Origin of the sequence: Microbacterium commune, from assembly GCF_014836945.1 — a bacterium.
Taxonomy (GTDB): domain Bacteria; phylum Actinomycetota; class Actinomycetes; order Actinomycetales; family Microbacteriaceae; genus Microbacterium; species Microbacterium commune.
This window is the reverse complement of sequence record NZ_JACSPX010000001.1, coordinates 256,099-280,770: the sequence shown is the minus strand read 5'-3', so window position 1 is coordinate 280,770 and position 24,672 is coordinate 256,099. Positions and strand designations below refer to the sequence as shown.

26 protein-coding genes are annotated in these 24,672 nt (G+C 69.4%); 10 read left to right on the top strand and 16 right to left on the bottom strand.

All coding sequences use genetic code 11. The annotated features are described in order from the left end of the window. Positions 1–64: 64 nt before the first annotated feature. Positions 65–649, bottom strand: coding sequence for a PadR family transcriptional regulator (locus H9633_RS01395; protein WP_191711825.1), 585 nt, complete (start codon positions 647–649; stop codon positions 65–67). 216 nt (positions 650–865) lie between these two features. On the opposite strand from H9633_RS01395, the gene secA reads away from it, so the two are divergent. Next, on the top strand, positions 866–3,616 hold the full coding sequence (gene secA, locus H9633_RS01390) for a preprotein translocase subunit SecA (RefSeq protein ID WP_191711824.1): 2,751 nt from the start codon (positions 866–868) through the stop codon (positions 3,614–3,616). A gap of 57 nt (positions 3,617–3,673) precedes the next feature. On the opposite strand, the gene H9633_RS01385 is transcribed toward secA, so the two are convergent. From H9633_RS01385 to H9633_RS01355, 7 genes are all read right to left on the bottom strand, one after another. Next, complete coding sequence (locus tag H9633_RS01385; RefSeq protein WP_083428614.1) at positions 3,674–4,162, bottom strand: nucleoside deaminase; 489 nt, start codon at positions 4,160–4,162, stop codon at positions 3,674–3,676. Between the two features lie 46 nt (positions 4,163–4,208). Beyond that, positions 4,209–5,630, bottom strand: a complete 1,422-nt coding sequence (locus H9633_RS01380) for a cytosine permease (protein ID WP_318247244.1) — start codon at positions 5,628–5,630, stop codon at positions 4,209–4,211. A 175-nt stretch (positions 5,631–5,805) separates the two neighbouring features. Next, positions 5,806–7,437, bottom strand: coding sequence for a xanthine permease (locus H9633_RS01375; RefSeq protein ID WP_191711823.1), 1,632 nt, complete (start codon positions 7,435–7,437; stop codon positions 5,806–5,808). Next, a complete protein-coding gene (locus H9633_RS01370) occupies positions 7,434–8,858 on the bottom strand; it encodes a YlbE family protein (protein ID WP_191711822.1) in 1,425 nt (474 codons plus the stop codon). Before H9633_RS01370 ends, H9633_RS01375 begins: the two co-directional genes overlap by 4 nt. Next, positions 8,858–10,408 (bottom strand): acyl-CoA synthetase FdrA, encoded by a 1,551-nt coding sequence (gene fdrA / locus H9633_RS01365; RefSeq protein WP_191711821.1) that lies wholly within the window; start codon positions 10,406–10,408, stop codon positions 8,858–8,860. The genes H9633_RS01370 and fdrA overlap by 1 nt, the downstream gene beginning before the upstream one ends. A 23-nt stretch (positions 10,409–10,431) precedes the next feature. After that, a complete protein-coding gene (locus H9633_RS01360; RefSeq protein ID WP_191711820.1) occupies positions 10,432–11,040 on the bottom strand; it encodes an ankyrin repeat domain-containing protein in 609 nt (202 codons plus the stop codon). Next, a complete protein-coding gene (locus H9633_RS01355; protein WP_071641473.1) occupies positions 11,037–11,996 on the bottom strand; it encodes an oxamate carbamoyltransferase subunit AllH family protein in 960 nt (319 codons plus the stop codon). The genes H9633_RS01360 and H9633_RS01355 overlap by 4 nt, the downstream gene beginning before the upstream one ends. Positions 11,997–12,139: 143 nt before the next feature. On the opposite strand from H9633_RS01355, the gene H9633_RS01350 reads away from it, so the two are divergent. The 3 genes from H9633_RS01350 to H9633_RS01340 are packed head-to-tail and all read left to right on the top strand — an operon-like array spanning position 12,140 to position 15,020. Then, entirely contained in the window at positions 12,140–13,093 is a 954-nt protein-coding gene (locus tag H9633_RS01350) for a carbamate kinase (RefSeq protein WP_071641471.1), read from the top strand. Between the two features lie 36 nt (positions 13,094–13,129). Then, the gene (locus tag H9633_RS01345; RefSeq protein WP_071641470.1) at positions 13,130–13,816 is read left to right on the top strand and encodes a GntR family transcriptional regulator; all 687 of its coding nucleotides are present in this window, start codon (positions 13,130–13,132) and stop codon (positions 13,814–13,816) included. Continuing rightward, positions 13,797–15,020, top strand: a complete 1,224-nt coding sequence (locus tag H9633_RS01340) for a pyridoxal phosphate-dependent aminotransferase (protein WP_191711819.1) — start codon at positions 13,797–13,799, stop codon at positions 15,018–15,020. The genes H9633_RS01345 and H9633_RS01340 overlap by 20 nt, the downstream gene beginning before the upstream one ends. Here H9633_RS01340 and H9633_RS01335 read toward each other — a convergent pair. Together H9633_RS01335 and H9633_RS01330 are read right to left on the bottom strand one after the other, a co-directional pair. Beyond that, positions 14,968–16,173, bottom strand: coding sequence for an AAA family ATPase (locus H9633_RS01335; protein ID WP_191711818.1), 1,206 nt, complete (start codon positions 16,171–16,173; stop codon positions 14,968–14,970). The two genes, H9633_RS01340 and H9633_RS01335, sit on opposite strands and share 53 nt — an antisense overlap. Then, on the bottom strand, positions 16,170–16,787 hold the full coding sequence (locus H9633_RS01330; protein WP_191711817.1) for an SAF domain-containing protein: 618 nt from the start codon (positions 16,785–16,787) through the stop codon (positions 16,170–16,172). Before H9633_RS01330 ends, H9633_RS01335 begins: the two co-directional genes overlap by 4 nt. A 96-nt stretch (positions 16,788–16,883) precedes the next feature. Between H9633_RS01330 and H9633_RS01325 the strand changes: the two genes are divergently transcribed. Continuing rightward, on the top strand, positions 16,884–17,162 hold the full coding sequence (locus H9633_RS01325; protein ID WP_191711816.1) for a helix-turn-helix domain-containing protein: 279 nt from the start codon (positions 16,884–16,886) through the stop codon (positions 17,160–17,162). A 24-nt stretch (positions 17,163–17,186) separates the two neighbouring features. Here H9633_RS01325 and H9633_RS01320 read toward each other — a convergent pair whose 3' ends face one another. Beyond that, positions 17,187–17,780, bottom strand: a complete 594-nt coding sequence (locus H9633_RS01320; RefSeq protein WP_191711815.1) for a hypothetical protein — start codon at positions 17,778–17,780, stop codon at positions 17,187–17,189. A 148-nt stretch (positions 17,781–17,928) separates the two neighbouring features. On the opposite strand from H9633_RS01320, the gene H9633_RS01315 reads away from it, so the two are divergent. Together H9633_RS01315 and H9633_RS01310 are read left to right on the top strand one after the other, a co-directional pair. Continuing rightward, complete coding sequence (locus H9633_RS01315; RefSeq protein ID WP_071641457.1) at positions 17,929–18,321, top strand: Rv3235 family protein; 393 nt, start codon at positions 17,929–17,931, stop codon at positions 18,319–18,321. A 31-nt stretch (positions 18,322–18,352) separates the two neighbouring features. Continuing rightward, positions 18,353–19,831: a sensor histidine kinase gene (locus H9633_RS01310; RefSeq protein ID WP_071641455.1), complete on the top strand. Its 1,479-nt coding sequence runs from the start codon at positions 18,353–18,355 to the stop codon at positions 19,829–19,831. A 110-nt stretch (positions 19,832–19,941) separates the two neighbouring features. Here H9633_RS01310 and H9633_RS01305 read toward each other — a convergent pair whose 3' ends face one another. Together H9633_RS01305 and H9633_RS13095 are read right to left on the bottom strand one after the other, a co-directional pair. Continuing rightward, positions 19,942–20,190 carry a WhiB family transcriptional regulator gene (locus tag H9633_RS01305; protein ID WP_071641453.1) on the bottom strand — a complete coding sequence of 83 codons (249 nt, stop codon included), beginning with the start codon at positions 20,188–20,190 and terminating at the stop codon, positions 19,942–19,944. A gap of 11 nt (positions 20,191–20,201) precedes the next feature. Then, entirely contained in the window at positions 20,202–20,324 is a 123-nt protein-coding gene (locus H9633_RS13095) for a hypothetical protein (protein ID WP_256221010.1), read from the bottom strand. A gap of 71 nt (positions 20,325–20,395) precedes the next feature. On the opposite strand from H9633_RS13095, the gene H9633_RS01300 reads away from it, so the two are divergent. Next, the gene (locus H9633_RS01300) at positions 20,396–20,812 is read left to right on the top strand and encodes a hypothetical protein (RefSeq protein ID WP_191711814.1); all 417 of its coding nucleotides are present in this window, start codon (positions 20,396–20,398) and stop codon (positions 20,810–20,812) included. Positions 20,813–20,852: 40 nt separating this feature from the next. Here H9633_RS01300 and bcp read toward each other — a convergent pair whose 3' ends face one another. The 3 genes from bcp to aroA are packed head-to-tail and all read right to left on the bottom strand — an operon-like array spanning position 20,853 to position 23,698. Then, the gene (gene bcp, locus H9633_RS01295) at positions 20,853–21,326 is read right to left on the bottom strand and encodes a thioredoxin-dependent thiol peroxidase (protein ID WP_071641449.1); all 474 of its coding nucleotides are present in this window, start codon (positions 21,324–21,326) and stop codon (positions 20,853–20,855) included. Positions 21,327–21,335: 9 nt separating this feature from the next. Beyond that, entirely contained in the window at positions 21,336–22,376 is a 1,041-nt protein-coding gene (gene rsgA, locus H9633_RS01290; RefSeq protein WP_071641447.1) for a ribosome small subunit-dependent GTPase A, read from the bottom strand. Further along, positions 22,373–23,698 (bottom strand): 3-phosphoshikimate 1-carboxyvinyltransferase, encoded by a 1,326-nt coding sequence (gene aroA / locus H9633_RS01285; RefSeq protein ID WP_071641444.1) that lies wholly within the window; start codon positions 23,696–23,698, stop codon positions 22,373–22,375. Before aroA ends, rsgA begins: the two co-directional genes overlap by 4 nt. 48 nt (positions 23,699–23,746) lie before the next feature. Here aroA and H9633_RS01280 point away from each other — a divergent pair, with 48 nt between their 5' ends. Together H9633_RS01280 and H9633_RS01275 are read left to right on the top strand one after the other, a co-directional pair. After that, a complete protein-coding gene (locus H9633_RS01280) occupies positions 23,747–24,418 on the top strand; it encodes a sigma-70 family RNA polymerase sigma factor (RefSeq protein ID WP_071641442.1) in 672 nt (223 codons plus the stop codon). Continuing rightward, complete coding sequence (locus H9633_RS01275) at positions 24,415–24,657, top strand: zf-HC2 domain-containing protein (protein WP_191711813.1); 243 nt, start codon at positions 24,415–24,417, stop codon at positions 24,655–24,657. The genes H9633_RS01280 and H9633_RS01275 overlap by 4 nt, the downstream gene beginning before the upstream one ends. The last annotated feature ends 15 nt before the right edge of the window (positions 24,658–24,672 follow it).

Below are 24,672 nucleotides of genomic sequence, written 5' to 3'. Positions count from 1 at the left end.
GCTGTGCATCCGATGCGCCGTTCGCGAACACCGCCCTCTCCGAGCGGATGCCGCGGGCGCAGGCTCAGGCGAGCGCCTTCGCCGGACGCCCGCGCTTGGGGCGCTCGGTCGACAGCTCCAGCTGCAGCGCGTGCTGCGGATGCTCGCTGAGACGCTGCTCGATGTGATCGAGCCAGCGCAGCTCGGCCTCGGCGGCGAAGATCACCGAGTCGGCCACCAGGGAGCGCGAGAGCTGCTCGGGGCCGTCGGCGCTCTGCCTGGCGTCGTTCAGCCGCGTCAGCCGGGCGAGCGACGCCGTGCGCTGGTGCCGGATGACGCGCGCGACGTCGACGCCGGGCAGCGTGACCGCCACGGCCAGCTTGACCGCGAGCTCGTCGCGCGTGCCGTGCCCGCGCTCGACCGGGCGATCCAGCCAGGTGCGCACCTCCGCCCGCCCCGCGGGCGTGATCTCCCAGTAGACGTGACCGTGCTCATCGACTGCGCCCCTGGCGACGAGCCCGTCGCGCTCGAGTCGCTCGAGGGTGTTGTAGATCTGGCCCACGTTCAGCGGCCAGGTGGAACCCGTGCGCCGGTCGAACTCGGAGCGCAGCTGATAGCCGTAGCACGGTCCTTGATCGAGGATGGCGAGCAGGCTCTGGCGGACGGACATGGCGACTCCTCGACCGGCCACGCCGGTATTGCGTTTCTCGGTATATGCATATCCGGAAACATCGAGTCCCGGCGGGAGCTCGCGCGGCGTGTCCGTTCGCCGTGAGCGTGCGCCGACCCGCGGGTGCACAGCGTGCGCAGGTCACGCGCCGGTAACATGGCAAAGCATGTCCGGTGCAGACCGTTGCTCCGGGACGTATATCCAAGGGAGACATCCGTGGCGAATCCTCTCGAGAAGCTGCTGCGCGCGGGCGAGGGACGCATCCTCCGTCGGCTCAAGCAGATCGCGAAGGCCGTGAACGCGCTCGAAGACGACTTCGAGAAGCTCAGCGACGACGAGCTGCGGAACGAGACAGCCGAGCTGCGCGCGCGATTCGACAAGGGGGAGACCCTCGACCAGCTGATGCCGGAGGCGTTCGCCGCCGTGCGCGAGGCCGCCCGCCGCACCCTGGGGATGCGCGCGTACGACGTGCAGATCATGGGCGGTGCCGCGCTGCACTTCGGCAACATCGCCGAGATGAAGACCGGTGAGGGAAAGACGCTCGTCGCCGCCTTCCCCTCGTACCTCAACGCCATCGCCGGCAAGGGGGTGCACGTCATCACGGTGAACGACTTCCTCGCCTCGTACCAGTCCGAGCTGATGGGGCGCGTGCACCGCGCCCTGGGCATGACCACGGGAACCATCGTCTCGGGCCAGACCCCGGAGGTGCGCCGCCAGCAGTACGCGGCCGACATCACCTACGGCACGAACAACGAGTTCGGCTTCGACTACCTGCGCGACAACATGGCGTGGCGCAAGGAGGACCTCGTCCAGCGCGAGCACTTCTTCGCGATCGTCGACGAGGTCGACTCGATCCTCATCGACGAGGCACGCACACCCCTGATCATCTCCGGCCCCTCCTCCGGCGAGGCGAACCGCTGGTTCACCGAATTCGCGAAGATCGCGCGCACGCTCGAGGTGGGCGTCGACTACGAGGTCGACGAGAAGAAGCGCACCATCGGCGTCCTCGAGCCCGGCATCGAGAAGGTCGAGGACTACCTCGGCATCGACAACCTCTACGAGTCGGCCAACACCCCGCTGATCTCGTTCCTGAACAACTCGATCAAGGCCATCGCGCTGTTCAAGCGCGACACCGACTACGTCGTGATGAACGACGAGGTCATGATCGTCGACGAGCACACCGGCCGCATCCTCGTCGGGCGACGCTACAACGAGGGCATCCACCAGGCCATCGAGGCCAAGGAGGGCGTCCCGGTCAAGGCGGAGAACCAGACGCTGGCCACCGTCACGCTGCAGAACTACTTCCGGCTGTACGGGAAGCTCGCCGGCATGACCGGAACCGCCGAGACCGAGGCGGCCGAGTTCATGTCGACCTACAAGCTCGGCGTCGTCCCCATCCCGACCAACCGCCCGATGATCCGCAAGGACCAGCCGGACCTCGTGTACAAGAACGAGCAGGCGAAGTTCGCGCAGGTCGTCGAGGACATCGCCGAGCGCCACAAGGCCGGTCAGCCGGTGCTCGTCGGCACGGTGAGCGTCGAGAAGAGCGAGTACCTGTCGCGGCTGCTCGCGAAGAAGGGCGTCAAGCACGAGGTGCTCAACGCGAAGAACCACGCACGCGAGGCGGAGATCGTCGCGCTCGCCGGGAAGCTCGGGGCGGTGACCGTCGCCACGAACATGGCCGGTCGAGGCACCGACATCATGCTCGGCGGAAACGCCGAGTTCCTCGCCGTGCAGGAGCTCAAGGCCAAGGGTCTCGACCCGGAGGAGACGCCCGAGGAGTACGAAGCCGCGTGGGACGACACCTACGAGGCGATGAAGAAGCAGGTCGCAGAAGACGGCGTCAAGGTCGCCGAGGCGGGCGGCCTCTACGTGCTCGGCACCGAGCGCCACGAGTCGCGGCGCATCGACAACCAGCTGCGCGGGCGCTCGGGCCGTCAGGGAGACCCCGGCGAGAGCCGCTTCTACCTCAGCCTCACCGACGACCTGATGCGTCTGTTCCAGTCGGGCGCCGCCGAAGCGATCCTGGCGCGCACGAACTTCCCCGACGACGTGCCCATCGAGTCGGGGCTGGTCAGCCGCGCCATCCGCAGCGCCCAGTCGCAGGTCGAGGCGCGCAACGCCGAGATGCGCAAGAACGTGCTCAAGTACGACGACGTGCTGAACCGTCAGCGCGAGGCGATCTACGCCGACCGTCGTCAGATCCTGCACGGCGACGACATCGCCGACCGCGTGCAGCACTTCATCGAGGACGCGATCGGCGGCATCGTCGACGACCACACGAGCACCGGCCACACCGAGAGCTGGGACTTCGACGCGCTGTGGGCCGAGCTCAAGACGCTCTACCCGATGGACGTGACGATCGACGAGGTCGTGGCCGAGGCCGGAGACCGCAAGGGCGCCATCACCGCCGAGGGTCTCAAGCGCGAGCTGCTCTCCGACGCGCGGATCGCGTACGAGAAGCGCGAGGAGGCGCTCGGAGAGGCCGCGACGCGTGAGCTCGAGCGCCGCGTCGTGCTGCAGGTGCTCGACCGGCGCTGGCGCGACCACCTCTACGAGATGGACTACCTCAAGGACGGCATCGGACTGCGCGCCATGGCGCAGCGCGACCCGCTGATCGAGTATCAGCGCGAGGGGTACGCGATGTTCCAGGCGATGATGGGTCAGATCAAGGAGGAGTCGGTCGGCTACCTCTTCAACCTCGAGGTCGAGGTGCGTCGCGCCGGCGACGACCACACCGAGGTCGAGGCCAAGGGTCTGGTCGACGAGCAGCCCGTGCAGAAGCTGGAGTACTCGGCTCCGAACGACGCCGGCGACGTCGAGGTGCGCAACGAGAGCGGTCAGGTGCAGAAGGCCGCCACCGCCCGCGCCTCTGCGCGCGGTGCGTTCGGCCAGTCGGTGGATGCCGATGAGCAGCCCGCCGGCAACCGCGAGCAGCGCCGGGCGCAGAGCAAGAAGAAGAAGTAGCAGCCGGTACGGCAGAAGGGCCGGTTCCTGACGGAACCGGCCCTTCGTGCATCCGGATCAGGAGGTGAGCGCGCGGAACTCCGTCCAGATCGATGCGCAGTCCTCACGACCGGACTCGAGGTGGACCATGTCGAGCGTCGAGGTGTCGCTGCCGTCGAGGTAACGGCGCAGGTGCACGTCGCTGAAGCCGTTCTCGCCCGCATCCACGTGCGTGGAGGCGTAGTAGCAGGTGGTGATCCCCGCCCACATCATCACGCCCACGCACATCGGGCAGGGCTCGCACGTCGCGTACATGACGTGGCCGGACAGGTCCAGCGTGTTCAGCTTGCGGCAGGCCTCGCGGACGGCGACCATCTCGGCATGGCCGGAGATGTCGGTGTCCTTGATCACGGTGTTCCCGACCGCCACCACGATCTCGCCGTCCGGACCGACCAGGGTGGCGCCGAAGGGCCCGCCGGTGCCAGCGCGCAGCCCTTCCAGGGTCGCGGCCACGGCGGGCGCGAAGTAGGCGTCCAGCGTCTCGGGGGAGGGGGTGTGCTCTGTCATCTCTGTCTCCTTCTCTTGTCTTGTCTTCGTCGTGACTCATCCGCGCTCAGGCGGCGGTCGATCGGCCGCCACCGCGACGGGCGATGAGCATCAGGGCGGTGTACCCGGCGAAGCCGATGATCAGGCCCGAGAAGAACGCGAGGTTGTTCGCCTGGACGAAGAACTCCACCGACGCGATGCCGGGCAGGCGACCGGCCATGGTGATCGCGAAGCTGGCGATGAGCACGCCGAGTGCGCGCCAGTTGTAGGCGGGCAGCGAGCCCTTCTCTCCGCCGCGGTAGTCGGCGTAGATGCCCTCGATGTCGAGGGTGCGCCGCCGCTCGAGGAAGTACGAGGCGAGCATGATGCCCACGATGGGACCGAACATCGACCCGATCAGCGAGTAGAACAGGAAGAGCGCGTCGGTGTTCTCGACGAACTTCCACGGCACGATCAGCGTGCCGATGACCGCGGCCAGGATCGCGCCGCGACGCAGCGTGAACACCTTCGGCAGCTGTGCGGTCAGCTGCAGCCCGGCCGGGAGCATGTTGCCGAACACCACGAACGCGATGGCGCCGACGTTCATCGCGAGGATCAGCAGCACCACCACGAACGGATTGCCGACGCCCTCGTTGATGGCCTGGATGAAGACTCCGGGGCGGTTGATGTCGACGTCGCCGCCGGAGACGACCTGCAGCGCCGCGACGAACGAGACCGTGACCAGGGCGAACAGCAGATACGACCCGATCACTCCGATCGGGAATCCGATCGCCGGTGCCTTCATCGAGGTGGCGTTGCGGGTGTAGTCGCCGGTGTTGACGATGGGACCCGCCCAGTTCGACACCAGGATCGACACGCAGGTGATGAAGATGAGCGGGGTGACGGGGGCGTCGACCACACGAGTGGAGAACACCGCGCCGAGGCCACCGGCGTTGACGATCGCGAGGACGACGGCGATGACCACGAGGATGTACACGGCCGGGTTGGCCCAGTTGCTGAACCTGCCGAGGAAGGCCTGCCCGCCCAGGAACAGCCCGACGGTGATGATCCAGGTGACCACGTACGAGATCGCCGTCGGGATGGGCAGCCCCAGGATGTCGGCGCCGCCGCCGATCTGCGAGAAGCCGGGCCAGATGGTCTCGAAGACCACGTCGAAGGCCTGCGCGGAGGAGACGCTGGTGATGCCGAAGAACATGAATCCGGCGATGATGCCGCGCACCCAGGTGGGGATCAGTGCGCCCTTGTGGCCGAAGGCCTCACGCAGCTGCATCGCGAAGGGCACCCCGTACTTCGCCGCGGCCTGTCCGTTGAGGACGTACCCGATCGAGACGATGACTGCGGCGGTCATGATCGCCGCGACCACCTGCCACGCGTTGAGCCCGAGGGCGAAGAAGGTCATCACCGTGAAGTACGACAGGATGTTGTGGATCGGCCCCATCCAGACGGTGATGAACTGCGGGGTCTTCCAGGAGCGATCCTTCGGACGGATCGGCAGGACGTCGTCGGCGTAGCCGCGCGCCGCGTAGGCGGCGATCCGGTCGGCACCGGGATCGACCAGCGCGGAATCGATGGGGGGGGAGGACAGGGCCAGCCGTGCGCGGGGCCACCGATTCGGCGGTAGCCGGCGGGGCCGGGCGCGGGGCGCGCCCGGACCCGCCTTCGTGTCAGCCCCTGGTGGACTGGATCAGCGACGGCGAGACGGCGCTGCTGAGCGTGATCTCGTCGGTATCGCTGAAGGTGACGGTCGTGCCGGTGGTGCGATCCTGGATCCACTTGGCCACGAACAGCGCCGCGACCATGAGGTAGGCCACGAGGAACATCACATGCGAGTCGCTGAGATCCCAGGCCTGCGGGAGGCTGGGCACGGCGGCGTGGATGACCCCGAAGAAGGCGAGGATGCCGGCCAGCCCGCTGACGATCGCACCGAGCATCGGCTTGTTGCGGATCGCGAAGATCGCGATCATGCCCCAGAGCAGCGATGACAGCGGTGCGCCGTTGCCGAGCGTGGAGATGCCCGAGAAGTAGGTGCCCGCGGAGTTGAGTGCGTCCGCACCCACCTCGGCGGCGTTCGTGCCCACCGACTTCAGGGTGTTGCCCACGAGGCTGTTGGCCCAGTTCGCGATCCAGGGGAACAGTGCGACGAAGATCACCGGCAGCTCCACCTTCGGCGTCTCACGCACCGACTGCGCGGCGGTGACGATCCCGATGTAGATCAGGATCGGCGCGATCGCCGCCATCGGGACCACCGACAGCAGCAGGGCGCTCATGCCGAACAGGCCCACGGCGAACATCGTGATGCCGTTCAGCATCGTGTAGCCGATGCCGGCGCCCATCTCCTTGTACGCCGTGTGGCCGATGTACACCGTCACCGGGTACGGGTTGCCCATCAGAGCGCCGATCATCGTCGCTCCGCCGTTGACCAGCATCACCGGGCGCGCCCGGTAGTGATCGCCCGCGGCCTCGGCGGCCTCGATGTTCTCCAGGTCGAACACGTAGTTCGCCAGCGCCAGCGGCACGGCCGACGCGAGGTACGGTGCGGAGTGCGCGACACCCTCGACGAAGCTGCCGATGGCCACCTGCGGCGGGTGCCAGCCGGCGTACACGAGCGCGGACTGCACGGCCTCGGGCGTCTGCAGCCCGAATGCCCAGGCAGCGGCCGTACCCACGATCAGCAGCAGCAGCCCGGTGGGGACCCTGCCGAGGAACGGCGCGCGGCCGAACCAGTTCATGAACACGATGACGAGCACGACGAAGGCGACCACCGGGAACTGGAAGGTCTGCAGCATCGGGTTCATCGCCAGCAGCAGCAGCCCGAGGCCCGCCAGGCACGCGAGCAGCACCGAGCGGGGCACGGCGCGGCGCAGCAGGTCGCCGAAGAACGATCCCACGAAGAGGATCAGTCCCTCGAGGAAGCCCCACACCAGGCCGATGCCCACCGCCAGCTCCGCATCCTGCGTGGTGGAGTACACCGGCAGGATGACGAGGAAGGTCACGGTGAAGATCGACGGCGCGCTCGGGCCCGAGGGCAGGGCGACGACGTCGCCCCGACCCTCCTTGGCCGCCAGCCGCCGAGCGAACCAGACGTACATCGACGAGGTGATCAGGATCGCCAGTCCGAACGCGGGAGCGATCCTGCCCACGACCATGCTCACCGGCAGGCCGGCCATGGTGAGCAGGGCCGTGAAGGTGATGATGTTCGTCAGGTTGTTGGTGAACAGCGCGAAGAACGCCGCGATGTCACCCTTCTTCCACCACTTCAGCTCGGATCCCACAACGGCGGGCGCGAGCGCGGTCATGGCTTCACCGTGTCGACGAGGGCGCGCAGCGCCTTCTGGAAGGCCTCGACCGGCGGGTGCGTGATACCCGCGCCGATCATGCCGATGCCCGGGTCCTTGTGCGCGATGGCGGTGTTGATGATCGGCAGGATGCCGGTCTCCATCACCTTGCGCACGTCGATGCCGGAGGGCACGCCCATGAAGTCGAGCGCAGGGATCGTGATGTTCGGGTTGTTGCCCGTGGTGATCGCGTTCATGGTGCGCGAGTAGCCCATCGCCTCCTCGACGGTGCCGCCGACCAGGGCGACGATCGCCGGGGCTGCGGCCATCGCGAAGCCGCCGATCCCGAAGGTCTCGGTGATGGCCGAGTCGCCCATGTCGAGCCCGGAGTCCTCGCGGGTGTAGCCGGCGAACATCGGTCCGATGACCTCCTGCGCGGGGCCGGTGAACCACTGACCGCCCGTGCCGGCGACCCGGATGCCGAACTCGACCCCGTTGCGCGCCATGGTGGTCACGATCGTCGAGTTCTCGACGCCCTGCGCGGCATCCATCGACGCCTTCGCCGCGACCATCCAGGTCGGTCCGGAGAAGTAGTCGGAGGAGGCGACGAAGTCGAACACCTCGCGCTTCTCCTTCGTGGTGAAGTCGGTCTCGAGGATGTACGGCGCCAGTGCCTGGATCAGCAGGGTGGTGCCGGCGACGTTGCGGTTGTGCGCTTCGTCACCCATGTGCAGCGCCTGCGAGAGCATCAGGCGCAGATCGAGACCGTCCTCGTTCAGCGCCATGGCGCCGGCGAGCACCGGTCCGAACACGTCGCGCATCCAGTTCAGCCGATCGATGACCGACTGGTCGTTGGCGCCGAAGCGGAGGATCTTCGACAGCTGCTCGGACAGGTTGGTGTACGCGGTGTTCCCGTGTGTGCGGTTGGTGACCTTGTGCACCCACATGCTGGCGCTGGTGACACCGGCCATCGAGCCGACCGACTGGTGCTCGTGGCACGGCGAGAAGGTGATCTCGCCGGAGGCGGCGAGCTCGAACGCCTCGTCGACGTCCTTCGCCAGGCCCTCGAACACGAGTGCACCGGTGACGGCGCCCTTCATCGGGCCGGACATGCGGGTGAACTCGATGGGCGGACCCGCGTGCAGGATCGTCTTCGCGGTCATGCCCGGCACGGTGTCGATCGCCTGGCCGAAGCCCTCCAGGAAGGGCTGCGCCGACAGGATGCGATCGAGCGCCACCTGGTTGGCCGCGTCGATCTTCTCGGCGATCGCGGGATCCTCGAGCCGGCCCAGCGCGGCGACGACGTCGGGGTCGCCGCCACCCGGCGGGGTCCAGTCCATGAGCACGGGCTCGACGCCCTGTGCCCTGAGATCATCGGCGAACATGTCGAGACCCAGGTTCACCGGCCTCAGTGTGGAGGAGAACAGATCGTTGACGCTCATCAGTTGTCACCCTTCGCGACGAATTCACGGGCCAGCAGCCCGAGGTTGGTGGAGGAGGAGGCGATGGTCACGCCGGCGGCCTCGAGCTGGGCGACCTGGTCGGCGAGAGCCGGGGTGTCGAGGTCGGTGCCCAGCACGTAGCCGAGGATCTCCAGGTGGTGTCCGCGCTCGGCGGCGATGGCCTTGGCCTCGGTGATCGCGGGGATCGTCACGCCCACCGGGTCGGCGTGCGAGCCGAAACCGAGCACGAAGTCCATCGCGATGACGCCGACCGAGGGGTCCTTGGCCTCTTCGACGATCCGCTGCAGGCGCAGCGAGGGGTCGATCATCGGGTGCGGGCGCCCGTTGGTGAAGTCGTCGTCGCCCATGTCGAGGAAGGTGTGCTCGCGCGAGGGGTCGGTCGCGCCGATGCGGCGAGCCGGGTCCTTCTGGATGTTCGAGTACACGTTGTCGTACTTCGCGAGCGTCGCGAACATCGACTCGTCGCACAGCGTGCCGCCGCAGAACAGGCCGCGCACGTACTTCTGCTCGGGGGCGAGCTTGGCGCGCACCTCCTCGACCAGCGGGATGTTCAGCGGGTGCTTGTCGAGCGTCGACTCGTCGATGCCCGAGGCGACGACGGCGGCGATGGCCAGCGGCTTGGTGCCGGCGGTGACCATGGTCACGTTGTCGTAGCCGGACTCGGTGCGATCCGACCCCAGGAAGGTGACGAACACCGGCTTGGACGCCTCGCCGGCGACGGCGAGCACCTTCTCGGCGACGTCCTCGGCCGGGGGCTTGGAGACGATCACGATCACGCTCGTCTCGGGGTCGGCGTCGAGCGCGCGGATGCCGTCGATCATCGAGATGCCGCCGATCTCGGTGGACAGGTCGCGGCCGCCGGTGCCGATGAGCTGGGAGACGCCGCCGCCGAAGTCGTGGATGCGCACCGAGACCTCCTGGCTGCCGGTGCCCGAGGCTCCGACGATGCCGATGCTCCCGCGGCGCACGGCGTTGGCGAACGCGAGGCCGGTGCCGTTGATGATGGCGGTTCCGCAGTCGGGCCCCATCACGATCAGGGCCTTCTCGTGCGCGAGCCGCTTGAGCGAGAGCTCGTCCTCGACGGGGACGTTGTCCGAGAAGATCATCACGCTCTTCCCGGCGTTCAGCGCCTTGCGCGCCTCCCGAGCGGCGAATGCGCCGTTGACCGAGATCAGCACGAGGTTCGTGTCGGGTGCCTCCGAGAACGCGCCGTCCAGAGTGCGGTAGCGCACCTCGTGCGCTGCGGCGGCGCCTTTGTCCTTGCGGGCGAGGATGTCGTTCACAGCCTCGATCGCCGCCTCGATCGTGTCGTCACTCGCGTCGATCACGATCATCAGGTCGCTGGGACGCGCGTCGTCCACGGCGGGGTCATCGACGCCGACGTTGGCGAGCACCTCCTTGTTCATCGGCGTGGCCATGCCCAGCAGGGCCTGGGTCACGCCCTCGACGGCGTTGGCCTTGGTGCTCATCGACATGAGCGAGACCGAGTCGAGGTACGTGTTCTTCCTGATTTCGATGTGTCTGGTCATCGTCTTCCCTTCCGGAATGTCGTTCAGGCCTGGTGGTTCTCGAGGATCGCCACGATCTCGTCGAAGCCGCGCTCGCGCGCCAGCTCGACGGGGGGCACGCCCCACGGATCGGGCATGCCGGGCTTCGCGCCGTGGGCGAGCAGGAGCTCGACGATCTGCTGGCGGACCGGGCCGCCGTCGCCGAGGATGATGGTCTCGATCAGCGCGGTCCAGCCGAGGTTGTTGGTGAGGTTGACGTTGATGCGGGTGTTCTCGAGCAGGTAGCGCACGACCTCGAGATGACCCTTCTCGGCGGCCGGGGTCAGGCCGTTGCCGCCCATGCGCGTGAGGCGCTTGAGGTCGGCGCCGGCGTCGACCATCGTCTTCACCAGCTCCAGATCGTCGTTGATGCAGCCGTACAGGAACGGGTTCGAGCAGGTCTGATCCTGGGCGTCGATGTCCACGCCCTCGGCGATCAGCGCGCGCACCACCTCGAGGTGGCCGCCGCGGGCCGCACGCAGGATCGCGGAGGCCTCTTCGCGGTCCACCGCGTTCCGGTCGGCGCCGTCGGCGAGGGCGGCGCGGACGCCGTCCAGGTCTCCGGCGGCGGCGCTGTCGAGATAGCGCTCCTCGATCGTGGTCGCAGTGCTCATCGGTGATCTCCTTCGGTGAATGGTGAGGGTCGGGGGATGTCGAGGGCGAGGACGACGCCGAGGCGGATGCCGGTCAGCAGGTCGTACCCGGATGTGTGGCCGATCTCGGCCGTGTGCGCGGCGGCGCGGTGCATCGCCCGCTCGTCGCCGGCGATGATCGCGCCGACGAGATCGTGCAGGCGCGCCCGCGCGCGACCCTCGAGGGCGGCGCGCAGGGTGACGGCGCTGAGCAGCGTGGTGCGCTGCTCAGCGGATTCGGCGACGAGACGCAGCGGATGCCGCAGCGCGGTGAGCCCGAAGCCGGGGTGCGCGGCGACGAAGGCGAGTCCGGACAGCACGTCATCACCCGACGGGGTGAGGCCCTCGCCGAGGCCGAGCAGACGAAGCGCGGCCGCCGTCGTCGCCTCCGCCGCGTCCGGTTCGCCGTCGAGCAGGGCGCGCGCGGTGCGTGTCAGGCGACGGATGCCCGCGCTCAGGGCATCCGCCGCGAGTGCTCCGAACGGCGTGCTGGCGGCCGGCGAGGGCACCCCGTCCAGTACGGCCAGCGCGGCGGGGAGGCCGACGGGGACGCCGGCGTCGGGCGTGAGCGACCGGGCGCCATCCGGCGCGAGCAGAACCCGAACCAGCGCTCCGCCGGACAATGACAGCGCGTTCCTCGTGATCCGCACGTCGTCTCCGACTCGCGCCCCGCTCAGCGCCGACCAGTCCGCGGCGTGCAGACGCACCGTCCACGGCGCGTCGTCGAGCGACTCGTGCGCCAACGCGATCAGACCGTCGCCGACGCGGAGGTTGACGACCCGGCCGTGCACCGAGTGCACCGCTCCGCGCGTGCCGGCCGCGACGGCGACAGGGCCGGTGCTGTGCGGCTGGGCACGGCTGCCGCCTGAGAGCGTCTCCTCAAGCGCGGCATCCCAGCTGCTCGCGCTCAGCGCGACAGGGGTGGCGACGGGGGTCATCGTCTTCTCTCCGAGGCGTCCGCTTCGTTCGGGATGTCGAGGAAGGGGCGCTGTGAATGTCTTGGTTATAGGTATACCATTTGTCTGGATGGAATACCATCCTCGACTCTGGGATACCAAGTCGGCTCAACAAGGGAGACAGAATGCGTATCGTGGTGGCTCTGGGCGGCAACGCTCTCGCGCGGCGTGGCGAGCCGATGACCGCCGAGTATCTGCGGGCCAACGTCCGTTCCACGTGTGAGGCGCTCGCCTCGCTCGCGAGCGAGAACGAGATGGTCATCACGCACGGCAACGGGCCCCAGGTGGGCCTGCTCGCGCTGCAGAACCTCGCCTACCAGGACGTCGCCGCCTATCCGCTCGACATCCTCGGTGCCGAGACCCAGGGCATGATCGGCTACGTCGTCCAGCAGGAGCTGTCGAACGCGCTCAACGGTGCGCGCGAGGTGGCCGGCATCATCACCACCACGATCGTCGACGAGTCGGACCCCGCGTTCGAACGCCCCACCAAGCTCATCGGACCGCAGTACTCCGCGCACGACGCCGCGGAGGCGGCGGCGGAGTACCGATGGACGATCGCCAAGGACGGCAAGGCATTCCGCCGCGTCGTGCCCTCGCCCAACCCCCTCGCGATCGTGCAGGCCCCGCTGATCCGCCGGCTGCTCGAGGCCGGCAGCCTCGCGGTGTGCGTCGGCGGAGGAGGGGTGCCGGTTCGCGTGGACTCGAAGGGCCGTCACGTGGGCGTGCAGGCCGTCGTCGACAAGGACCTCGCATCCGCAGCGCTCGCCGCCGACATCGGCGCCGACACGCTGATCATGCTCACCGACGGCGACTACGTCAGCGAGAACTGGGGGACACCGGAGCAGCGCGACATCCACACCGCCTCCGCTGACGCCGTGGCCGCGATGACATTCGCCGAGGGCTCGATGCAGCCCAAGATCGACGCCGCCATCCGCGTGGCGCGCGCGGGTGGACGCACGCTGATCGGCCCGCTCGACCGGCTCGACGATCTGCTCGCCCGCCGGATCGGCACCGAGATCGTGCCGACGCTGAAGGAGGGCATCCGCTGGGTCGAGAAGACGCCGGCCAAGACCGCCTGACCGGCTTCTCTCCCGTCGGGATGCGAGGATGAGTGCGTGGGAAGAGCAGACGACCGGGAGCTGGAGTCCAGCAGGGTCGCGTCGTGGTTGCGCGACGCGATCCTCGACGGCGACCGGGAACCGGGCAGCAAGCTGATCGAACGCGACCTCGCGAGCGAGTTCGGCGTGAGCCGCGTGCCGGTGCGCGACGCCCTGAAGATGCTCGAGGCCGAGGGGCTCGTCGAGTTGCGGCCGCGCACCTGGGCCATCGTCCGCGAGTTCACGGCCGCCGACCTCGCCGATCTCGATGAGGTCCGCCAGGTGCTCGAGCCGATGGCGTTCCGCCTCGCCGCGGAGCGCCATCGCCGTGACGGACTGGATCGCCTGCAGCTCGCCCTGCAGGAGGAGCAGGACAGTGCCGCTCACGACGACCGGCTCATCTCGCGCCGCGCTGCCGCCGACTTCCACGAGATCGTCGTGGAGCTCGCCGACAATCGGCTGCTGGCGGGCCTCATGCAGAGCATCCGCAGCCGCCTGCGCTGGTCGCTCGTGCAGCACGACGACCTCGTGCACATCGCCGACGAGCATGTCGCGCTGTTCGAGGCGATCCGCGACCGCGACGGCGACAGGGCCAGCAGGCTCGCGCACGCCCACGTCGACAGCAGCCGCCGCGAGCGGCTGTCGCACGCGGCATCGCTGCGTCTGCCCCCGGTATCCTTGCGGAATGACACGCCGCACTCTTGACCAGTCGTCGAAGCTGAGGAACGTTCTCTACGAGATCCGCGGCAAGGCACTGATCGAGGCGGCGCGGCTCGAGTCCGAGGGGCATCAGATCCTCAAGCTGAACACCGGCAACCCGGCGACCTTCGGCTTCGAGGCCCCGCACCAGATCGTGCGCGACATGCTCGCCGCCCTGCCGACCGCGCACGGCTACAGCGAGAGCAAGGGCGTGATCACGGCCCGACGCGCGGTCGTCAGCCGCTACGAGGAGATCGACGGCTTCCCGCGCTTCGACCCCGACGACGTGTTCCTGGGCAACGGCGTCTCCGAGCTGATCACGATGGTCATGCAGGCGCTGCTCGACGAGGGCGACGAGGTGCTCATCCCCGCCCCGGACTATCCGCTGTGGACGGCGATGACATCGCTCGCCGGCGGCACCCCGGTGCACTACCTCTGCGACGAGCAGAACGGCTGGCAGCCCGACCTCGAGGACATCCGATCGAAGGTGACGCCGCGCACCAAGGCGATCGTCGTCATCAACCCCAACAACCCCACCGGCGCGGTGTACTCCAGGGAGGTTCTCGAGGGCATCGTGCAGATCGCGCGGGAGAACGATCTGCTGCTGCTCTCCGACGAGATCTACGATCGCATCCTCTTCGACGAGGCGACCCACATCCCTACCGCCACCCTCGCCCCCGATCTGCTGTGTCTCACCTTCAACGGGCTGTCCAAGACCTACCGTGTGGCCGGCTACCGGTCGGGGTGGGTCGTCATCACGGGGCCGACCTCGCACGCACGCGGGTTCCTCGAGGGGATCACCCTGCTGGCATCCACTCGGCTGTGCCCGAACGTGCCGGCGCAGTACGCGGTGCAGGCTGCGCTCGGAGGGGTGCAGTCGATCGACTCACTGAGCGCGCCGACCGGCCGACTGCACGAGCAGCGCGACATCGCATGGCGAGGACTCGAGGCCATCCCCGGCGTCAGCTGCGTGAAACCGGCGGGAGCGCTGTACGCATTCCCCCGGCTGGACCCCGAGGTGCACGAGATCCGCGACGACGAGAAGCTCGTCTACGACCTGCTCGTGTCGGAGAAGATCCTGCTGGTGCAGGGCACCGGGTTCAACTGGGCCACCCCCGACCACCTGCGCGTCGTCACGCTGCCGGAGGCGCGCGTGCTCAGCGAAGCCGTCGAGCGCCTCGGAAACTTCCTCGCGAGCTACCGCCAGTGACCTCCGCTCGGGCGCCGAGACCGGCGGCGACGCGTCGCACGGCGCTCACGAGCTGAGAGCGCGGCGAGACGTCCGCGATCGCTCTGGCGTGCAGCGCCGCGGCATCGGCCGCCCGCTGGTCGTGCGGAACGAAGGCGACGTCGTCGATTCCGGCGAAGCGGCTCAGCGTGCGACGGATCTGTCCTCTGGCGTCGATGCCGAGCGGACCGGGGCGTGCGCGGTTGGCCACGACCGTGACGGGGGTATCGCCCACGAGGTGACGCAGCTCGGTGTACCCGCGCAGGAACCGGCTGACGCCGAGCGGGTCGGCGCCGAGCACGGCGACCACGGCGTCGGCCTCGAGCAGCACGGCGGCGGTCGCGGCGTGCCGCTGCGGCGCATCGGGTCCGAGCTGATCGTCATCCTCGTCGAACGCGGCCGCGACGTCGACGACGATCTCGTCCTGCCAGTCACGGGCGACCGCGAGCGTGGCGCGCAGCCGCGCGGCGGCGAGCTCGGGCCATCGACGGGGGCGATTCAGCCCGCCGAGCACATCCAGCACGCCCGCCGATGTCTCCAGCGGCACGGCGAGGCGGGACAGCTCTGCGACGTCCAGACTGCCGAGCTGGGCGCGCCGGCACGCGGCCGCGAGACCGGGGGATTCATCGCCCAGCCCCAGCTGCAGCGCCACCGACGGAGCCACGCTGTCAGCGTCGACCAGCGCCGTGCGGCGCCCGGCCCGGGTCAGCTCCACGGCGAGCTGGATGGCCATCGTGGTGCGCCCGGGGGCGCCGTGCGGCCCCCACACCGCGAGAACACGAGGCGGCCGGGCGGGACCGGAGGACCCGTCCGCGGTGGCGCCGGCGGTGATCGTGGCGAGGACCCGCGCTCCCGGTGTGTCGAACGGCAGCGGTGCGGGCAGGCCGAAGCGCGATGCGATCCGTGAGTCTGCCGCGCCGACCGGCACCACCCGCACGCCGGCGCGATCGCAGGCGCTGACCAGGTCGGATGTCAGCAGGGACCGGATCGGCGGGACGAGCAGCGCGTCGATGCCGCTCAGCTGCAGCGCGGGCACGGCGTCGCGTGGCACGACCGTGACCTGTGCCCCCTCGAGCTCGAGATCGGTCGCGAGCAGCGCCGCATCGGCGCCGTCGTCGACGATGATCAGGTTCATCGCGACCCCGCCCCCGTCGGGACGATCGAGATGGCGTCCCCGCCGGTGATCGCGGCCAGCACGTCGGCGACGTCGTCCCGGTCGACGACGACCTCGACGTCTGTGCGCGCTCCGGCGAGCATGCCGTCCTCCTCGGCGACGCGCGCGATGACCGCGTCCGCGACGAGGATCCGCGGCGCCTCGAATGCGCGTCCGTCCTCGAGCGGGGGAGCATGCCACAGCTCGACCACGGCCCCGCCCGTCACGTCGGCCGGCACGGCGGTGCTTCGGATCACCACGGATGTGGTGCGCAGGTCGTCCGGGTCGCCCACGGCGGCGAGCGGCACCAGCTCGCCGGCGGTGAGCGTGCGCACCGCGACAGCGCCCGGCTCGAGGCTCTGCGGAGCGAGGTACGAGTCGCCGAGCGCGCCGAGCCCCACCTCGACGACCTGGAGCTCCGCGGAGCTGATCGTCTCACCGGGAAGCACCGTTCTCGTCGCCTGCAGGACCGGGGTGGTCTGACGCGAGGTCGACACCAGCAGCCAGACGCCGGCGACCGACGCGACCACGAGCACGACGCCGATCAGGAATCGCAGATCGCCGAAGAACGCACGCGGGGAACGGGAGCGGATCATGCAGACATCGTCACAGAAGTCGGAGAGCGCCGCCGAAGTTATCCACAGCGGCCGGTCGATGACGGCTTTCATGCCACGTCGGGGGAGAATGAATGCATGTCCCAGGCACCCAGAGACACTCCGCGCTTCCTCGCGCCCGCGCAGGTGGCGGAGCTTCTCAGCATCGAGGTCGACGAAGTCATCGACCTCGTGCACGAGGGGCGTCTGCGGGGCTCGCAGGTCGGATCGCCGCCCCGCTGGCGGGTGGAGCACGCCAGCCTCGCCGATTACCTCGACGCGCAGTCCGAGGAGGCGCGCCGGATGGCGCTCTGGCGGCAGTCCAATGAGGCCAGCTTCCCCGAGGTCTGGGGAACCGCGCCGCTGCGCAGGGACTGACCTCGCTCGCTCGCCGCCGTCCGCTCAGACGACGCCCGAGACGTCTTCCACGCGCACCCAGCTGAGCGAGACGAACGGGATGCTGCGGAATCCGCGCACCGAGCGCACGCGCCGCGGCTCGTGCGGATCGTGCAGCGCGAGATCGAGATGATCCGCGCCCGCGCGGTCGATCGTGCCGTGCTGAGGATCCCCGGAGCGCCTGCCGACCGTGACCGGCACGCGCCGCCGCGCGAGATCGCGCAGCACGAACCCGAGCGTCATCCGCCCGCGCAGGCCGCTGTCCGGTGCACCGGGGGAGAGGCTGGCGAGCAGGGTCCCGTGGTCGACCGCGAGCGACTCGATCGCATCCAACGGGGCGATCCGCATCCGCGAGTCCCCGCCAGCGCTCACGCCGACCCAGTCGGCGCCGACGACGCGCAGCACGGCATCCCACCGCTCACCGCCCGCCAGTTCGAGCATCATCCTGCCCTCGGTCGCGCTCATCGCCCGCAGGCGGTCATGCAGTGTCAGCTTCGAGATGCGCAGCCGCTCGGACTCGGCATCCAGCGCCGCGCGCTCGGCCTCCCACTCGGCCGCGAGCTGGCCCTCGAGGTCATCGAAGAGATGCTCCCATTCCACGCTGTCGACAGTAGAGGAGAACACATCCGGACGATGCGGGTTATCCACAGCCGGGTGCGAACACCCTCGGCACAGCAGACGCCCTGTGTTATTTTCGTGGGGTTCGCTACGAAGATGAGCAGCACCACGCGCCGGGGGGTATCGCGCAATGACGACGACGTTGAACGAGTACTTCGCTCCGCAGCCGACCTCGGCGGCCGAGCTGCCCGATCCGGTGCCGCTGCTGCGCAGCCTGACGCAGGGGGCTCTGGAGGTCCTCGCCGGTGTGCGCGAGGTCGATCAGCTCGCACGATGGTTCAGCGAAGACGCGTTCCGCGCCCTGGTCACCCGAGCGAACCTGTCGGCCCGCGCGCGCAGCGCCCGCAACCAGGCTCCCACGCGACCCAGCTTCCAGATCCTCTCGATTCGCGAGAGCGCCCCGGTCGACAACGTCATCGAGGCGGTCGTGGTGGTGGCGGGGCCCGGACGCACGCGAGCGGTGGCGATCCGGCTGGAGGGCTTCGACGGGCGCTGGCGGGCCAGCTCCCTCGCCATCCTCTGAACGCGTCTCCGCGCGCCAGTAGGCTGAATCCGTGTCAACACTCAGCGACCTCGTCCACGCCCAGGGTCTCCTCACGGATGCCGATGTCGAATGGCTGCACCGCCTGGCCGGCGACGGCCAGCTGCTGGCCGACCTCGCCTCCGCCGACATGGTGATCTGGATCAAGACCTCCGACGGCTCGTTCATCGCGGTCACCCACTCGCGCCCCAGCGGCGCCGCCACGCTGTTCTACCGTGATCTCGTCGGCGAGAAGGTCCGCCCGCAGTGGCGCACCCAGGTGCAGGCGGCCTCCGAATCCGGGACGATCGTCGACTCGTCCTCACCGGACTGGTTCGAGGAGACCCCCACCCGGGTCCGCGCCGTGCCGATCCGCCGCCGCGAGGGCAACGACGAGGGCGAGATCATCGGGGTCCTGACCCGGCACACCAACCTCGGCGAGGTGCGAATGCCGTCGCGCCAGCAGATCAGCTTCGACGAGTGCGCGAACGACCTGTTCCACATGATCGCCTCCGGAGAGTTCCCCGATCTGTCCGCTCCCACCGCGCCGCGCCGCGGTGCGCCGCGCGCCTCCGACGGACTGATCCGGCTCGACGTCGACGGCATCACGACGTTCGCGAGCCCCAACGCGCTGTCCGCGTTCAATCGGATGGGCTTCGACGACGAGCTCGAGGGGGAGTCGCTGGCCGAGGTCACCACGCGGCTCGTCCCCCCGTCGCGTCAGGTCGACGAGTCGCTGCCCGTGGTGGTGACCGGCCGGGCTCCGTGGCGCACCGACATGGAGGCGCGTGGCGTCACCGTGTCGCTTCGAGCCATCCCGCTCAAGGATCGCGGCACCCGCATCGGCGCCATCGTGCTGTGCCGCGACGTGTCGGAGCTGCGTCACCAGGAGCAGGAGCTGATCACCAAGGATGCGACGATCCGCGAGATCCACCATCGAGTGAAGAACAACCTGCAGACGGTCGCCTCGCTGCTGCGCATCCAGGCGCGGCGCACGCACTCGGACGAGGCGCGTGAGGCGCTCACCCAGGCGATGCGAAGGGTCGAGTCGATCGCCGTCGTGCACGACACGCTGGCCAGTGGGCTCGCTCAGACCGTGGACTTCGACGAGGTCTTCGACCGCGTGCTCAAGCTCGTCGCAGAGGTCGCCGCCGCGCCCAACACGCGCGCACGCACGCAGCTCGAGGGGCGCTTCGGCGTGCTGCCGAGCGAATACGCGACACCGCTGGCGCTCGCGCTCACCGAGGTGGTGACCAACGCCGTCGAGCACGGGCTCGCGGGCCAGGAGGGCATCGTGCGCATCGAGGCGACCCGCACCTCGGAGCTGCTGCGCGTGACCGTGGCGGACACCGGGCACGGTCTGCCCGAGGGACGGGTGGGTCAGGGGCTCGGCACGCAGATCGTGCGCACGCTGATCCAGGGCGAGCTCAGCGGCAGCATCGAGTGGAAGGGTGCGGAGGGAGAGGGCACCGAGGTGATCATCGAGATCCCGATGCGCTGGATCTCCGTCTGACCCTCGTCCCGCCGCGAGCCGCCGGCACACGGATGAGCGCCGGTCATCCCGCAGGATGACCGGCGCTGATCCGATCGTGTGCGCTCGGAGCCCCGAGCGGAGCGGCTGCGTCAGCCGGCGCGGCGTGCGCGGGCCGCGCGGCGCTTGAGCGCGCGGCGCTCGTCTTCGGACAGACCGCCCCACACGCCCGAGTCCTGGCCGGACTCGAGGGCGTACTGCAGGCAGATCTCCGTGACGGTGCAGGTGGCGCAGACGGCCTTGGCCTTCTCGATCTGATCGACAGCGGGGCCGGTGTTCCCGACGGGGAAGAACAGCTCGGGGTCGACGGTCAGGCAGGCTGCTTTATCGCGCCAGTCCATACGGGGGCTCCTCAGAGATAGGTGTTTCGGTGCGGGGCGCCGTTCTCGCGGCGCGCAGATCGGGTGAGCGGATCGGGGTCGGCTACCCTGGTGATGCGGGCGATCGCCCGCCCCACTCCGATGTGGGAGCACATGGCTTGTTCCATTGTGTTACAGAAACCATCTGAAATCAAGGGTTTTTCCACAGCTCTTGAGAGGAGTCCCCGTGCGCACTTCCGGCCCGACCATCGCCGCAGCCATCGTGCTCGCCCTCGAGGCAGTCGCCCTCGGGGTGGTCTGCATCATCGAGCTGCTGGCGCTGGGGGCGGGTGAGGCATCGTCGACCATCGGCGGCATCGCGCTCATCGTGCTCACACTGATCGCCGCCGGCGCCCTCGGGGCCTTCGCGTGGGGCACGCTGCGTCGTGCGTCGTGGGCGCGGTCGGGGGGAGTGGTGTTCCAGGTCCTCGGTGTCGCCCTGGGGCTGGCATCCCTCAGCCTGGAGCCGAAGGTGTGGCTGTTCACGCTCGGCGTCGGCGGGACGGCACTGATCGGTCTGGTGCTGCTGATCACCGCGACGCGGCGCGACGGGGAGTCGGACCCGCGGCTGCACCGCGGCGGGGAACCGAGCGCTCGGGACTGAGCCCGAGCCGGAGGGCCGAGCGAGACACCGAGCCCTGACCTCAGGCGTCGATGCCGAGGATCTTGCGCAGTCGGGCGACGTGACCGGTCGCCTTCACGTTGTACTGGGCCGCGCTGATCGTGCCCTGCTCGTCGATGACGAAGGTGGAGCGGATGACGCCTTCGACGACCTTGCCGTAGTTCATCTTCTCGCCCCACACGCCGTACGCCAGGTGCACCGCGTGGTCGGGGTCGCTGAGCAGCGTGAAGGTGAGCCCGTCGCGCTCGCGGAACGCGCGCAGCTTCTCGGGCTCGTCACGGGAGACGCCGACCACGGTGTACCCGGCAGCCTGCAGCGATGAGATGCTGTCGCGGAAGTCGCACGCCTGCGTCGTGCAGCCCGGAGTCATCGCCGCCGGGTAGAAGTACAGGATGACCTTCTGGCCGCGCAGATCGGCGAGCGAGACGGCCCTGCCGTCCTGATCGAGAAGCGAGAAGTCGGGGGCGGGGGTACCGGGTTCCAGGCGAGTCGTCACCCGGCCAGCCTATCCGGCGAAGGTGGCCAGCAGCCGCTGCAGAGACTCCAGGCGAGCCTGTCCCGTCTCGCTCAGCTCGCCGTCGGCCGCGGCTTCGTTCAGCGCGCAGTCCTCCGCGTCGGCCAGGTGCGTGCATCCGCGCGGGCAGTCCGCGGCGATCTGCGCGAGCTCGGTGTACGCGGTGAGGATGTTGGCGGGATCGACGTGTCCGAGCCCGAACGAGCGGACACCGGGGGTGTCGATCACCCACCCGCTGCCCGCGGCGCCGACGTAGCGCAGCGACACGGTCGACGACGACGTGTGCCGGCCGCGTCCGGTGACCTCGTTGACGTGTCCGGTCGCGCGGTGCGCGTCGGGGACCAGCGCGTTCACCAGCGTCGACTTGCCCACCCCGGAGTGACCGACGAACACCGTGGAGTGGCCCACGAGGGCCTCGCCGATCTCGTCGACCGGCATCTGCCCTCGCGCGCTGGTGAACACCGTCAGATCCAGGCCATCGAAGTGGGAGAGGAAGTCGGCGGGGTCGGCGAGATCGGTCTTCGTCACGACGAGCAGCGGGCGGATGCCGGCATCCAGCGCCGCGACGAGGTATCTGTCCACCAGGCGCGCTCGCGGCTCGGGATCCGCCGCCGCCACGACCACGAGCATCTGATCGGCGTTCGCGACGATGACCCGCTCGACCTGGTCGGTGTCGTCGGCGCTGCGGCGCAGCAGCGAGGTGCGCTCGACGATGCTCACGATGCGGCCGAGGGTGCCCTCGTCGCCCGACAGGTCGCCGACCACGCGGGCGCGGTCCCCGGTCACGATCGGCGTGCGTCGCAGCTCGCGGGCCCTCGCCGCGGTGATCATGCGCTCGTCGGCGGTGTCCTCGTCGAGCAGCACGCTGTACCGGCCGCGATCGACTCCGAGGATGCGTCCGATGACCGCATCGTCGTGGGCGGGGCGGCGTTTGGTGCGCGGCCGATTCGCCTTCGGGTTGGGGCGGGTGCGGATGCGGCTCTCGTCGAAGTCCTCGACATCGTCGAGGTCGTCGTCGCCGAGCCAGCTCACGCGATGGCGCCCGTCAGCATGCGCTCCCACAGCTGGGTGAACTCGGGCAGCGTCTTCGCGGTCGTGCCGATGTCGTCGATCTCGACCTCCGGGACACGCAGGCCGATGAGCGCGCCGGTGGTCGCCATGCGGTGATCGTGGTGCGCCGGCCAGACACCGCCGCGCAGCGGCCGCGGGATGATGCGCAGGCCGTCGGGCAGCTCCTCCGCCTCCCCGCCGAGGGCGCGGAGGTTGTTCACGAGCGCCGCGATCCGGTCGGTCTCGTGCGTGCGGATGTGCGCGACGCCGCGGATGGTGGTGGGGCCGTCGGCGAAGGCGGCGAGACCGACGATGGTCGGGGTCAGCTCGCTCGCCGCCGACAGGTCGATGTCCAGGCCCCGGATGCCGTCGCCGGCGCGCACCGTGAGCGCACCGCCGTGCCGGCTGGTGTGGGCGCCGAGGGCATGCAGGATGTCGGGCAGCAGGGCCCCCGGCTGGGTGGAGTGCAGCGGCCAGCCGGTCACCGTGACCTCTCCGCCGGTCACCAGCGCTGCGGCGAGGAACGGCGCGGCATTGGACAGGTCGGGTTCGATCGCGATGTCCTTCGCCCTCGGCACGCCCGCCTCGACGAGCCACTCGCCCGCGGCGGGACGCTCGATGCGGATGCCCCGTCGGCTGAGCGACTCGATCGTCATGTCGATGTGGGGCAGGCTCGGCAGGTGCTCGCCGGTGTGCACGAGGTGCAGTCCGACGTCGAAGCGTGGCGCGGCGAGCAGCAGCCCCGAGACGAACTGGCTGGACCCGGAGGCGTCGATCTCGACCCTGCCCCCGCGGATGCGCCCGTGCCCGCGCACCGTGAACGGCAGCGACCAGGTGCCCTCGTCGTCGATGTCGACGCCCAGATCGCGCAGCCCGGTGATCAGCGCGCCCATCGGACGGTGCAGGGCGCTCTCATGTGCGGTCAGGTGCACCTCGTCGTCGGCGAGCCCGGCGAGCGGAGCGACGAAGCGCATCACGGTTCCGGCCTGGCCGCAGTCGACCGTCACCCCGCCACGCAGACGGCCGGGCGTGATGAGGAGGTCGGGGCCGAAGTCGCCGTCGGACGGCTCCTCCTCGATACCCACTCCGAGCTGGCGTAGCGCCTCGATCATGCGTCGGGAGTCGTCCGAGTGCAGCGGACGGATCAGCCGGCCCGGTCCGTCGGCGATCGCGGCGATCACCAGTTCGCGGTTGGTGAGCGACTTCGAGCCGGGGACGGTGACGGACGCGCGCACGGCGTGCTCGGCGACCGGGGCGACGTACCGGCCTCGAGCGGGTGCAGGGGAATACCGTTCAGTGCTCATCGGTTCTAAGCCTAGTGAAGCCTGCGACAGACGGAGAGGAGAAGACACATGACGGCGAGTGCCCTGCGCGACCGCACCGACGATGTCTCTGCTGACGACGTGCTCTCCCGCCTAGACTGGCCGGTGATGGACGAGACAGCTTCCCGCGATCCTCGACGCGACTTCGAGGAGCAGGCGATCCCCTTCATGGATCAGCTCTACGCGGCAGCCATGCGCATGACGCGCAACCCGGCCGACGCTGCCGATCTCGTGCAGGAGACCTTCGTGAAGGCCTACGGCGCGTGGTCGACGTTCACGCAGGGGACGAACCTGAAGGCGTGGCTGTACCGCATCCTCACCAACACGTACATCAACCTCTACCGCAAGCGTCAGCGCGAGCCGTTCCAGAGCGCGATCGACGACCTGGAGGACTGGCAGCTCGGCGGCGCCGAGTCGACGACGGCATCGCACAGCCGCTCGGCCGAGGCGGAGGCGATCGACCACATGCCGGCGTCGGTCGTGAAGGATGCCCTGCAGGAGGTGCCCGAGGACTTCCGCCTCGCGGTCTACCTCGCCGACGTCGAGGGATTCTCCTACCAGGAGATCGCCGACATCATGAAGACCCCCATCGGCACCGTGATGAGCCGTCTGCATCGTGGCAGGCGCATGCTCCGCGAGCTGCTGGCCGACTACGCCGCTGAACGGGGAATCCGCGCGGCCGAACCGAGGAGCAGAAAATGAGCGACTGCGGCTGCGAGAAGGCGCGCCGGGATCTGGAGGAGTACCTCCGCAACGAGGTCTGCCGTACCGCGCACACCGAGATCCGCGAGCATCTCGAGAACTGCGAGGCGTGCAAGGACGAGGCGCTGGTGGCGAAGACCCTCACCGATGTCGTGGCACGCGCCTGCAAGGAGACCGCGCCCGAAGAGCTGCGCGATCAGGTGCTCGCCCGTCTGCGGGCCGCGCAGGCGACGCACTGAGGGCGAGATCGCGTC